Source organism: uncultured Litoreibacter sp., from assembly GCF_947501785.1.
Taxonomy (GTDB): domain Bacteria; phylum Pseudomonadota; class Alphaproteobacteria; order Rhodobacterales; family Rhodobacteraceae; genus Litoreibacter.
Genome location: NZ_CANMXB010000001.1, coordinates 522630 through 535013 on the forward strand (window position 1 = coordinate 522630; position 12384 = coordinate 535013).

General features: G+C 60.7%; 12 protein-coding genes. 10 read left to right on the forward strand and 2 right to left on the reverse strand.

Annotation, left to right across the window (positions count from 1 at the left end; all coding sequences use genetic code 11):
- Positions 1–56: 56 nt before the first annotated feature.
- A complete protein-coding gene (locus Q0899_RS02665) occupies positions 57–788 on the reverse strand; it encodes a FadR/GntR family transcriptional regulator (RefSeq protein WP_298291962.1) in 732 nt (243 codons plus the stop codon).
- Between the two features lie 60 nt (positions 789–848).
- Here Q0899_RS02665 and Q0899_RS02670 point away from each other — a divergent pair, with 60 nt between their 5' ends.
- From Q0899_RS02670 to acuI, 5 genes are read left to right on the forward strand one after another with little or no spacing between them, the layout of a single operon-like run.
- Entirely contained in the window at positions 849–1613 is a 765-nt protein-coding gene (locus Q0899_RS02670; RefSeq protein ID WP_298291960.1) for a DUF2182 domain-containing protein, read from the forward strand.
- A gap of 12 nt (positions 1614–1625) precedes the next feature.
- Positions 1626–2324 (forward strand): DUF1326 domain-containing protein, encoded by a 699-nt coding sequence (locus Q0899_RS02675; RefSeq protein WP_299191023.1) that lies wholly within the window; start codon positions 1626–1628, stop codon positions 2322–2324.
- Between the two features lie 4 nt (positions 2325–2328).
- Entirely contained in the window at positions 2329–2832 is a 504-nt protein-coding gene (locus Q0899_RS02680; RefSeq protein WP_298358379.1) for a DinB family protein, read from the forward strand.
- 5 nt (positions 2833–2837) lie between these two features.
- A complete protein-coding gene (locus Q0899_RS02685; protein ID WP_298291953.1) occupies positions 2838–3938 on the forward strand; it encodes a dimethylsulfoniopropionate demethylase in 1101 nt (366 codons plus the stop codon).
- Between the two features lie 26 nt (positions 3939–3964).
- The gene (gene acuI, locus Q0899_RS02690) at positions 3965–4954 is read left to right on the forward strand and encodes an acryloyl-CoA reductase (RefSeq protein WP_299191024.1); all 990 of its coding nucleotides are present in this window, start codon (positions 3965–3967) and stop codon (positions 4952–4954) included.
- A 115-nt stretch (positions 4955–5069) separates the two neighbouring features.
- Here the strand turns inward: acuI and Q0899_RS02695 are convergent, their stop codons facing one another.
- On the reverse strand, positions 5070–5990 hold the full coding sequence (locus Q0899_RS02695) for a LysR family transcriptional regulator (RefSeq protein WP_298291949.1): 921 nt from the start codon (positions 5988–5990) through the stop codon (positions 5070–5072).
- Positions 5991–6197: 207 nt separating this feature from the next.
- On the opposite strand from Q0899_RS02695, the gene Q0899_RS02700 reads away from it, so the two are divergent.
- From Q0899_RS02700 to Q0899_RS02720, 5 genes are all read left to right on the forward strand, one after another.
- Positions 6198–7907, forward strand: a complete 1710-nt coding sequence (locus tag Q0899_RS02700) for a BCCT family transporter (protein ID WP_298291947.1) — start codon at positions 6198–6200, stop codon at positions 7905–7907.
- Between the two features lie 98 nt (positions 7908–8005).
- Entirely contained in the window at positions 8006–9415 is a 1410-nt protein-coding gene (locus tag Q0899_RS02705) for a deoxyribodipyrimidine photo-lyase (protein WP_299191025.1), read from the forward strand.
- A gap of 109 nt (positions 9416–9524) precedes the next feature.
- On the forward strand, positions 9525–10745 hold the full coding sequence (locus tag Q0899_RS02710) for a cyclopropane-fatty-acyl-phospholipid synthase family protein (protein WP_298291943.1): 1221 nt from the start codon (positions 9525–9527) through the stop codon (positions 10743–10745).
- A gap of 40 nt (positions 10746–10785) precedes the next feature.
- Positions 10786–11226 (forward strand): TrgA family protein, encoded by a 441-nt coding sequence (locus Q0899_RS02715; RefSeq protein WP_298291941.1) that lies wholly within the window; start codon positions 10786–10788, stop codon positions 11224–11226.
- A complete protein-coding gene (locus tag Q0899_RS02720) occupies positions 11217–12344 on the forward strand; it encodes a gamma-glutamylcyclotransferase (RefSeq protein ID WP_299191026.1) in 1128 nt (375 codons plus the stop codon). The genes Q0899_RS02715 and Q0899_RS02720 overlap by 10 nt, the downstream gene beginning before the upstream one ends.
- The last annotated feature ends 40 nt before the right edge of the window (positions 12345–12384 follow it).

The window sequence follows — 12384 nt, forward strand, 5'->3', positions numbered from 1 at the left end:
CGCTGGGGGCGCTGCCCCCAGACCCCCGAGGTATTTTTGAAACAATGATGGAACGGTCAGGATTTGGCGGCCCGCGCCGCGATCACATCGTTGGCCAGTTGCACAGTGTAGCTTTGCAGCTCGGTCAATGCGGCATCGGCTTTGGTGGGCGCTTTGGCCTCAATCGCGTCGGCGATGCGGGTGTGCAGCGCGATGATTTCTTCGCGGGAGCGGGCGGTGAAGGTGATCATGTTCATCGAGGGCTGCATCGCCTCGACCGCGCCGGCCAGTTGGTAGGACAGGACCGGATTGCCTGCGCCATCGACAAGGGCGCGGTGGAAGGCGACGTCGGAGGCGCAGAACGCCTCGTCTGACAGCCCGGGTTGCGACTGGCGGTGAATTTCGGCGCGCATGGTGGCGAGGTGGTCGGCTTCGCGGCGTTGGGCAGAAAGTGGGGCGCAGGCGCGCTCCAACGCGTAGCGGGCCTCGCAGGCGGTTTCGAACGATACGGCGTTCATCGACAGCAGCAGCGTGGAGGTGGTGATTTGTTGGGCGTAGGCGTCCTCGAATGACAGGCGGTTCACGAAAGCGCCGCCGGTGGCCCCGCGTTGCGTGCGAATGAGCGATTGCGCGGCGAGACGTTTCAGGGCCTCGCGCACGGTGGGGCGGGAGACGTCGAACTGCTCGGACAGCTCGGATTCAGAGGGCAGGCGTTCATCGACAGGCAATTGGCCAGAGATGATGGCCTCTTTGATGGCCTGCGCGATTTGCGCTGACAGGTCTTTTGGCGAGTTCGGATCAATTTTCATTTGTCAGACAATTAAATGTATGACAATTAATTTTGCAAGCCTTGAGTCGGGAGCACTCGCATGCCTGCCATCACCAGATCAGTTTTTTGGTTGTCCTTCTTCGCCGCGATACTGTTGGCATGGGCGTGGATGTTCATGATGGCGCGGATGATGGGCGTCGACTGGATTGGCCGACCCATGGAGATGATGCAGATGGGCGATATGCCCATGATGCAGATGACCACGTTTGGCGCGCTGTTCCCGATGTGGGCCATTATGATGGCCGCGATGATGCTGCCGACTATGGTGCCGACGCTGCGCAGCTATGAGGACCTGATGACAAGCGCCAACGGCACCCGGGCAGGGTGGCTGGGCGTGTTGCTGGGCTATTTCGTGGTCTGGGTGGGCTTTGCCGCGCTGATTGCCGTGGCGCAGATCGCGCTGATGGCGTCGGGGCTGATTGACGATCTGGGGATCGCGAACTCGCTGTGGTTCGCGGGGTTGCTGTTCATCGTTGTGGGGCTGTTCCAATTCACCCGCGCGAAGGAGATTTGCCACGGGGTGTGCCACTCGCCCGGCATGTATTTCCTGGGCCACTGGAAGACCGGGTTTGGCGGCGGGTTGCGCATGGGGCTGGGGCTTGGCGCGTTCTGCGTGGGCTGCTGCTGGGGCTTCATGGCGCTGGGATTTGTAGGCGGCGTGATGAGCCTTTTGTGGATGGGGTTGGCGACGCTGTTCATGGTGGTCGAAAAGCTGCCGCAGATCGGGCATTATGTCACAAAACCAATGGGGGTCTTGCTGATCCTCGCAGGGATAGGATGCGCCTTTTACGGCGTGATCGCATAAGGGAGGCTTTTCATGGCCAAGAAGGAACGCAAACCATCAGACCGGTTGCAGGTGATGCAAAAGATCGACGCGCGGATGAACCCGCGGCGGCGGCGCAAGGAGCCGACGGATTGGTCGATCAAGGGCGAGTTGTTTCTGAACTGCTCGTGCACGGTGTTCTGCCCTTGCGTGGTGTCACTTGGCGCGCATCCCCCCACCGAGGGGCATTGCCATGCGTGGATGGCGATTGCCATTGACGAGGGGCATTTCGAGGGCGAGGACCTTGGCGGGCTGAACATTGGCCTGCTGGTCGACATCCCGGGCCGCATGGGCGAGGGCGACTGGAAGGTCGCGGCCTATGTGGACGAGCGGTCCACGCAGAAGGCGTATAACGGCATTCTGAAGATTTTCTCAGGCGCTGCGGGCGGGACCACTGGTCTGTTCACAATGCTGGTGTCCGAGATCATTGGCGCGGAGCGCGCGCCGGTGGAGATTGTGCGTGACGGCAAGAAACGGTCGATCAATATCGGGCGCAAATTGCAGGGCGAGATCGAGATGATCGCGGGCAAATCGGATGAGCATCCGGTGATGGTCAGCAACTCCAAATACTGGATGGGGCCGGATATCATTGCCGCCGTCGGCACGCGCTCGCGCATCCGCGACTATGGCCGCGTCTGGGACTTTGGCGGCAAGTCGGCCGAGATTTGCCCGATCGAGTGGTCGGGGCCGTAGGTCGATGATTGTCGACGTCGAGTATTGCCGCATCATGGCGCGCTACAACGCGTGGCAGAACAAGAGCGTGGCGCGGTGTTTCAAGGCGCTGGGTCTGAAGGAGCTGCAGAAAGACCGCAAGGCGTTCTTTGGCTCGCTTTGGAGCACGGGCAACCACCTGCTATGGGGGGACCAGCTGTGGATAAGCCGCTTTGACGGCGGCCATGGGCCGCAAACCGGCATCCCTGACAGCACGTCGCTGCATGACGATTTGCAGCTGTTTCTTGACGATCGTATGCGCACCGACGCCCGTATCCAGCGATGGGCGGACAAGCTGCAAAACCTCGATCTGACGGGGCCTATGACGTGGTATTCGGGGGCGATGGAGCGCGAAATATCGAAGCCCAAGGCGCTGTGCGTTGTGCATTTCTTCAATCACCAGACGCATCATCGCGGGCAAATTCATGCGATGCTGACTGCCGCCGGGCAGAAACCTGACGACACTGACCTTCCCTTCATGCCGGAATAATTGCCATGGCGACCATTGCTCCCTCCCGCCGCGTGCGCCGCACGCCTTTCTCTGACGGTGTCGAAGCCGCCGGGGTGAAAAGCTACACCGTCTACAACCGCATGTTGCTGCCGACGGTGTTCCGATCCGTTGAGGAAGATTACCACCACCTCAAATCGGCGGTGCAGGTGTGGGACGTGGCCGTTGAGCGGCAGGTGGAATTGCGCGGGCCCGACGCCGGGCGGTTGATGCAGATGCTGACCCCGCGCGACCTGCGCGGCATGCTGCCGGGGATGTGCTACTACGTGCCTGTCGTGGACGGCACAGGCGGCATGCTGAACGACCCGGTGGCGGTGATGCTGGCTGATGACCGCTACTGGATTTCAATTGCGGATAGCGATTTGCTGTTTTGGGTCAAAGGTTTGGCGCATGCGCTTTATCTGGATGTGATCGTCGAAGAGCCTGATGTGTCGCCTTTGGCGATCCAAGGGCCCAAGGCCGATGAGCTGGCCGCGCGGGTGTTTGGTGACGCGGTGAAGGAGCTGCGCTTTTTCCGCTACGGGTTCTTTGATTTCCAAGGTCATTCGTTCCTGGTGGCGCGGTCGGGCTATTCCAAGCAGGGCGGGTTCGAGATCTATGTGGATGGCCATGAGCGCGGTATGCCTTTGTGGAATGCGCTGATGGAGGCGGGCAAGGATCTGGACGTGTACGCGGGCTGCCCCAACCTGATCGAGCGCATTGAGGGCGGGTTGCTGAGCTACGGCAACGACATGAACCGCGACAACACCCCGCATGAATGCGGGTTGGGCAGGTTTTGTTCGACCCAGACGGCGATTGGCTGCGTGGGGCGCGACGCGTTGTTGCGTGTGGCCAAGGAAGGGCCGGTCAAACAGGTGCGTGCGATTGCAATTGATGGAGACATCCCCCCCTGCGACCGGCTGTGGCAGGTGACGAGCAAGGGCAAATTGATCGGGCAGGTGACCTCCGCCGCGAAGTCGCCGGACTTTAAGACAAACGTCGCGATTGGCATGATCAAGATGACCCATTGGGACGAAGGCACCGAGGTGCAGGTGGAAACGCAAGACGGGCCACGCCGCGCCGTCGTGCATGAGAATTTTTGGCTGTAACAGGCCCAGCTTAGGAGAGAGACGACATGTTCAATGCATTGCTTGTGACCAAGGATGACGAGGGCAAGACGAGCGCCTCTGTCACGGAAATTTCTGAAGACCAACTGCCTGATGGCGAGGTCACAGTGGCGGTCGAGTATTCGACCGTGAACTACAAGGACGGGCTGTGCATCGGGCCGGGCGGCGGGTTGGTGCGCAATTACCCGCATGTGCCGGGCATTGATTTTGCGGGCACCGTCGAGGCGTCTTCGGATGATCGCTACAAAGCGGGCGACAAGGTGGTGCTGACCGGCTGGCGTGTGGGGGAGGCGCATTGGGGCGGCTACGCTCAGAAGGCGCGGGTGAAAGCCGATTGGCTGGTGCCGCTGCCGTTGGGTTTGGATGCGCGTCAGGCCATGGCCGTGGGGACCGCCGGGTTTACATCCATGCTGGCGGTTATGGCTTTGGAAGATCATGCGTTGAAAGCCGGTGACGGGCCGGTGCTTGTGACGGGCGCTGCGGGTGGCGTGGGCTCGGTGGCCGTGGCGCTGCTGGCGGCATTGGGGCATGAGGTGGCAGGCGTCACCGGGCGGCCTGAGACGGCGGACTATCTGAAGTCGCTGGGAGTCTCTCAAATTGTGGCCCGCGAAGAGCTGAACGAGACCACCAAGCGCCCCTTGGAGGCCGAGACCTGGGCAGGCTGCGTGGACGCCGTGGGCGGCGAGATGCTGGCGCGGGTCTTGGGGCAGATGAAATACGGGGCGTCCGTGTCGGCCGTTGGTCTGGCGGGCGGCGCGGGCTTGCCTGCGACCGTGATCCCGTTCTTGCTGCGCGGCGTGAACCTTCTGGGGATTGATTCCGTGATGCAACCCTATGACAACCGCGTGCGGGCCTGGGAGCGGATCGCGAAAGACCTGCCGATGGAGAAGCTGGAGAGCATGGTGCAACCCGCGACGCTGAGCGATTTGCCGGGCTTGGGCCGTGACATTTTGAAAGGGCAGGTCAAGGGCCGGGTCGTGGTCGATGTGAATGCGTGACCTTATTGAGCGCGTTCCGCGCGCTTGATCTTTTGCGTTCGCCACGCAGGCTTTCTTGGGGCTCTGCCCCAAACCCCGGAGTATTTCGCGAACAATGATGCGGACTGGTCGCGTGTCACTTCGGGTGGGCATCTTTCAGGCAGGTCAGGAATGTGTGGGTTTTGCGGTCCGGTTCGGGCTGTTTGCGGGTGATGGCGGCGAAAGTTGAAACGTATTTGCTGCGCTCGGGCGCCACGGGCCGGACCTTGCCCTTTGACAGGAAGGTTTCGGCGACGTGGTCGGCGAGGAAGCCAAGGTAGCTGCCGGATTGGATGAGCAGTGACAGGGCCTCTTCATCCTGAACCCGTGCCGCACGGCGCATTCCGAGCGTCTGGCCTGCTTTCATGTTTGGCGAATTGAACCCGAATCCTGCATATTTATGTTCTGACAGGTCCAGTGTGGGGTGCTGCGTCGGAGGCAAGTCGAACAGCGGGTGGCCCGCGCCACAATACAGCGTCATCCATTCCTCGTATAATGTGTCGTAATTCAGCGACGCGGACTGGCGGTGAATGGGGACGATGCCGATATCCATGGAGCCGTCAATCACCCGGCCTTCGATGCCGTTTGGCGGCTCGACAGAGATTTCGAGCGATACGTCAGGCGCCAGTTTGTCGAAGTGATGGATGGCGTCATGGATATGCGCATTGGGGTTGGTGGTGGATTGATCAAACAGGCCGAGGCGCAGCGTGCCCGCGAGATTGGTGTGGATATTGTCTACTGATGATTGAAAATCATCTATGGATGACAGCATTTTACGGGCTGACCTTAAGACGCGGTCACCCTCGATTGTGAGCGAAAAACCGGCAGGTCCGCGGTTGCATAGCTTGAGCCCCATGCGCATTTCAAGATCAGCGACATGTTTGGAGATGGTTGAGCGGCCGATATTGAGTTCCGGCTCTGCCGCGGCCAGACCACCGGACTCGGTGACGGCCACGAAGACCCGCACCAGCCGGATGTCGACATCGCCCAGGCTTTTGAGCTGCGCGCGCTTTACCATTGAATGTTTCCCATAACTGAAACCATGGGTCAAAAAGTTCCCTATTATCAAACGTAGCAACTTATGGTTTGCTGTAAAGCAGGGGGGAGGACGCGGTGTGCCAGGTAATTTGGTTTCAATCGCATCCAACACTGCCTCTCCAATCAAAGGCTCGGGCAGGCGCGATGACAGGTGTCATGGCCGGAGTGAAGCAACAGGGAAAACAATATGTCTGTAAAACCTCCTTTAACGGAGCTGCCGATCAAGACCGCCGACAGCGGTTTTTATCGGGGCTTCAGTGTCGATGTGACGGTGGTGAGTAAGATCATTATCGCCGCGCTGGTTGTCTGGGCCATCGTTTGGCCGGAATGGGCGGGTGAGGTGCTTGGCGCCTGGAACACCACCATCCTGGCCAACTTCGCGGCCTGGTATATTTGGGTTGTGGCCTTTTTCATTATTGTTTGCCTCGGGTTGGCGCTTTGGCCAACAGCGGGGCGCATGAACCTTGGGGTGGAGGGCGAGACGCCTGAATTCTCCAACTTCTCGTGGTTCTCCATGATGTTCGGCGCCGGGATCGGCGTGGGCATGCTGACCTGGGCGGTTGCGGAACCGGTGGCGCATTTCAAGAACAACCCGGCCGTCATTCAGGGTGTGACCACAGCGCTGGACGCCAACAACGTGCGCGAGGCCTATGTCTGGTCCTTCCTGCACTGGGGTCTTGGCGCGTGGGCGTGCTACGCGGTTGCGGGGCTGGCGCTTGCGTTCTTCAGCTACCGTCGTGGCTTGCCGCTGACCATCCGCTCGTCGCTGACGCCGCTGTTTGGCAAGGCGCTGTCGGGCGTCCTGGGGTCGATCATTGATATCGTGGCCGTGGTGGCGACGATCCTTGGTGTGGCGCAAACGCTTGGCTTTGGTGTTGACCAGTTCGTGGCGGGTCTGACCCGTATCGGCATTGGCGGGCTTGTTTATGGCGCGGAAGCGGTGAACGAAGCTGGCGAAAGCATTGCCGGAGACGCCAACACCGTTGGTATCATCGTAGCACTTCTGGTGATCATGGGGGCCTCGACCCTGTCGGCGCTGTCTGGCGTGGGCAAGGGCATCAAATGGCTGTCCAACATCAACATGGTGCTGTCGATTGTCCTTTTGGGCTTCTTCATCATCTTCGGCGCGACCTTCTTTGGCGCAACGGCGTTCTTCGTGGGTATCTTCGACTACCTCGTCGCGTTGCCGGGTCTAAGCTTCAACGTCTGGGTGTCCGATGGTGTCGAGGGTTCTGAAGCGTTCAAACTGGCGCAGTGGCAGGGCTGGTGGCCCGTGTTCTACTGGGCCTGGTGGATCGCGTTTGCCCCGTTCGTAGGCCTGTTCCTGGCACGTATTTCGCGCGGTCGTTCGATCCGTGAATTCGTTCTGGGCGCGATGATCGTGCCTGCGCTGATGTGCTTCGTGTGGTTCTCCTGGGCCGGTGGCACCGCCATCGATCTGGAGCTGAACGGCAACGCAAACGGGTTGATCCTGGATGCGGGCAACGGCGACAAGATCTTCGCGATGACCGAGTTCATGCTGGCCCCGATTGCCGACGCATTGGCATGGGCCATGGCGGTGATGATCGTGGTTCTGCTGATGACGTTCCTTGTGACCTCGGCCGACTCGGCGGTGCTGATCGTGAACACGATCAACGCGGCGGGCGACGAAGGCCCCAAAGCGCGTCCACACATCCTATTCTGGGGCGCGGCCCTTGGTCTGGTGGTGGCGGGTCTGCTGCTGTCAGGCGGGACCTCGGCCATTCAGACCGCGATGGTGATTGGCGCATTGCCATTCTCGGTCGTGATGGTTCTGATGTGCTTTGGCCTGATCAAGGCGATCTGGAACGACGGTCGCCGCGAAAAAGCCGGTGTCGCCACCACGCATGATAACGTCGTGGCAACACCAGCCGAGTAAGGTTCTGCCTTTGAAAAATTGTGAAAGCCCCCGCCCAACCGGCGGGGGCTTTTGCGTTTCGAACTTGACCAATGAAACACCGCGCTAGATCACGAGATATGAGCAATACCCCCGTGATTTTGTGGCTGCGGCGCGACCTGCGCTTGTCCGACCACGTCGCCATGACCGACGCTGCACAATCCGGTCGCCCGGTGATCCCCGTATTCATCTATGACGAGGTGTTTGAGACCTATGGCGCCTGCCCGAAATGGCGGCAGGGGCTTGCGGTCGCGCGATTTGCCCAAACACTGGAGGGCATCGGCTCAAAACTGATCCTGCGGCGCGGGGATGCGCTGGAGGTGTTGCAGGCGCTGATCGCAGAGACGGGGGCAGGGGCCGTTTACTGGTCGCGGGCCTATGACCCGGTTGCAATCAAGCGCGACACAGCCGTGAAGGCCGCGTTGAAGGAGGCCCGGGTTGAGGCCAAATCCTTCACGGGGCATCTTCTGTTTGAGCCCTGGACCGTGGAGACCAAGACCGGCGCGTTCTACAAAGTCTTCACGCCAATGTGGAAGATGGTGCGCGGGCGCGAATTGGCAGCCAGCCTGCCGCCAGTGACCCGGTTGCCCGCCCCGACCGCCTGGCCCGCAAGCGACGCGCTGGAGGACTGGCGCATGGGGGCCGCGATGAACCGCGGGGCCGACGTGGTCGGAAAATACGTTGTGGTGGGGGAGCAGGCGGCCCTTGAACGGCTGCATAGCTTCATTGACGACAAGATCGACGACTACCGGGCCGCGCGCGATGAGATGGCGATGGAGGGGACCTCGGGCCTGTCGGAAAACCTGACTTATGGCGAAATTTCGCCGCGGGTCTGCTGGCATGCGGGGTGGGCGGCGCTGAATTCAGGCAAGGCCGGCGCGGAAACCTTCCTGAAAGAACTGGTCTGGCGCGAGTTTGCCTACCAGCTTGCGTTTCACACGCCCCACATCATTGACAGCAACTGGAAGCCTGAATGGGACGCGTTCCCATGGATCGAGGACGAGACGGCCGAGGTGTTGGCGTGGAAGCAAGGGCGCACCGGCGTGCAGCTGGTCGATGCCGCGATGCGCGAGATGTACGTGACCGGCTACATGCATAACCGCGGCCGCATGATAGTGGCGTCCTACCTGACCAAGCATTTGATGACGCATTGGAAAATCGGGCAAGCGTGGTTCGACGATTGCCTGATTGACTGGGACCCCGCGTCTAATGCGATGGGGTGGCAATGGACGGCTGGGTCGGGGCCGGACGCCTCCCCCTATTTCCGGGTGTTCAACCCCGACACGCAGGCCGAGAAATTCGACAAGGCCCGCGCATATCGGGCGCGGTATCTGGGTGAGCTGTTCCAAAACCACGAAGCGCGGGCGGATGACTATTTCGCCGCCATTCCCCGCAGGTGGGGGCTGTCCTTGGATGACAGCTACCCCGCGCCGGTTGTCGGGCTGAGCGAGGGGCGGGAACGGGCCTTGGCCGCCTATAAGGACCGTTGACGCGCATTCCCTTACGTCAGCTGGGACGCTCACGTTAACTATTTTGAAACTTCTTGAGCGGTTCGGCCGTATCTGCTTACAATAACTCACTATTCTGGGGGGCTTGGACATGACCGTCCTGACCACGGCTGAGGGCCAAGACAACCTGCCGCGCTACTTTGCGCAGGCTTTTGCCACTGCGCAAAAGATGCAACGCGGGCGTTTGGACATCAAACTTGAGGACGGCCGGGTGTTCCGCACCGAAGGCGACAAGCCCGGACCGGTGGCCGAATTCACCGTGCACAATAACGACCTGTTTGCCCGTATCATCCGCGAGGGCGATCTGGGCTTTTGCGACGCTTACCTGGACGGCTGGTGGAGCACGCCGGATCTGCAGGCCTTTATGGATCTGGTCCATGCCGACAATGAAGACGTCTATGACGGCTACGCGGGTATGGCGCTGGTGCGCGCCTATGAGAAGTTGCGGTTCTGGATGCAGTCGAATTCCAAATCGCAGGCCAAGAAGAACATCAGCTACCATTACGACCTGGGCAATGACTTCTATGCGCTCTGGCTTGATGACACGATGACCTACAGCTCGGCCCTGTTCAAAGACGGGCAGGAAAGCCTGGAGAAGGCGCAGGAACATAAATATGCCAGCATGGTCGACCAGATGGGGGCGCAGCCGGGCGACCACGTGCTGGAAATAGGCTGCGGCTGGGGCGGCTTCGCCGAATACGCCGCCAAGGAGCGCGGCATCAAAGTGACCGGGCTGACGATCAGCCAGGAACAGCATGACTACGCCGTGGCGCGGATGGAGCGTTTGGGCCTGTCGGACATGGTCGAGATCAAGATGCAGGACTACCGCGACGAGACCGGCCTTTATGACGGCATTGCCTCCATCGAGATGTTTGAGGCCGTGGGGGAGAAATACTGGCCCACCTATTTTGACGCCGTGCGCGACCGCCTGAAACCGGGCAAAAACGCGACCTTGCAGATCATCACCGTGGCCGACAGCCGCTGGGACGTCTACAAACGGGGCGTTGATTTCATTCAGAAATACATCTTCCCGGGGGGCATGCTGCCCAGCCCGTCGGCGCTGAAAGCGCAGATTGCGCGGGCAGGGCTGGACCTGAAAGGGTCCATTGAGTTCGGGCAGAGCTATTCCGACACGCTGCGCCGGTGGCACGAGACCTTCAACGACCGCTGGGACGACGTGGCCAAACAGGGGTTTGATGCACGTTTTCAACGCATGTGGAATTTTTATCTCACCTCTTGCGCGGCGACCTTCTGGAGTGGAAACTGCGACGTGACGCAGATCACGATGACACGACCAACAAGGCCCAACTAAAAGCCGATAAAGGCGGGGCCACATAAGAGGCCCGAGCAAGATGCCCACAGCAGCCAGATTAATCGCGGCGGTCCTATTGGCCGCGCTTGCCTACCACACCAGCAACATCGCCAAGACGCTGTTGCCGGAGGGCACCAAGGTCGGGGTGTTCACGCCCTGGGCCATGGCGATCTCGGTCGCATGCGCGTGGCGCGTGGTCGGCCGGCTGATCGGGCGGGGCTACAAGGACGCCATTAGCACCGGCCTTTATGCTGTTGCTTGTTCTATGTTTTTCACCTGTCTGCTGTTTGCCATCACCGAGATGATCAAGCGCTCTACCAAGCTGCGCTATGACGGCCCGATGGAGGCGATTGTCGCCATGTTCGGGCTGGTGATTGAATACGGCGCCATGTTCCTGCACCCGCCCATTTTGGGCGCGCTGCTTGTCGGTGGCGTGGTTATCGGCATTGCCGCTGAATGGGCCGAAAAGAAGTGGCATTAACCGACGCCGCACCGTTATTCATCTTTGGAACTTTGCGAGACCGGCAGTTGCTGGACATTGTCGCCGGCGGAAACGTTGACGCCCGCGACGCGTTTCTGTCGGGATTTCGGGTGGCCTGCGCCAAAGATCAGTCCTTCCCCATTCTTGACGAGCGCGTGAACAAAGCGTCCGAAGGGCTGTTGTTGACGTTGACCCCCGAGCAGGCAGAGCGGCTGGATTACTACGAGGCACCCTACGACTATACCCGCGTGCCGGTCACCGTGACGACGGACCAGGGCGCGGTTCAGGCTGAGGTTTATGCCCCGCCGCCGGGGCGCTGGGCCCCTTCCGGCAATTGGTCACTGACACGCTGGCAGGATCAATACGGCGCGTTGATGCGCGAAGCGGCGACAGAGATCATGGCGGGCATGGGAACCATCCCTGCGGCCCAAGTGGCCAAACATATGGGCGTCATCCGCACCCGCGCGCAGCAGCGGCTAAACGCCGCCGCCGTCAGCAGCCCTACACAGCTGCGCCGACCTCATAGCAGGAACGACGTGGAACTGGTTGAAAGAAGACGGAAATATTCCCAGTTCTTTGTGCTGGACGAGGTCGATCTGGCGGTGCGCAAATTTGACGGCAGCATCGCCGAGCCGGTGGAGCGAGCGGTGTTCGTGACGGCCGATGCGGTCACCGTTTTGCCATATGACCCCAAGCGGGACCGCGTGATGTTGATCGAACAGTTTCGCGCGGCAACCTATTTGCGCGGCGACCAGAACCCATGGTCGCTGGAGGCGATCGCCGGGCGGCAGGACCCGGGCGAAACGTTTGAACAAACCGCGCGGCGCGAAGCGCTGGAAGAGGCGGGGCTTGAGATGCAGGCGCTGCACAAGGTTTCCAGCTATTATGGCTCGCCCGGCGCGAACACCGAATATCTGACCTCTTTCATCGGCATTGCCGATTTGCCCGATGGTATCGAAGGTGTCGGCGGCCTGGACTGCGAGGCCGAGGATATCCGGTCCATGCTGGTCTCCTTTGACACGCTGATGGCCGCGCTCGACAGCGGGGAGGTGGAGAACGGACCCTTGGTGATCTCGGCGCTGTATCTTGCGCGGATGCGTGCGTTCCTGCGCAGCTGACCGGCACCCATTTCAGTTGAGTTCGCGCGGCCACAGGCCT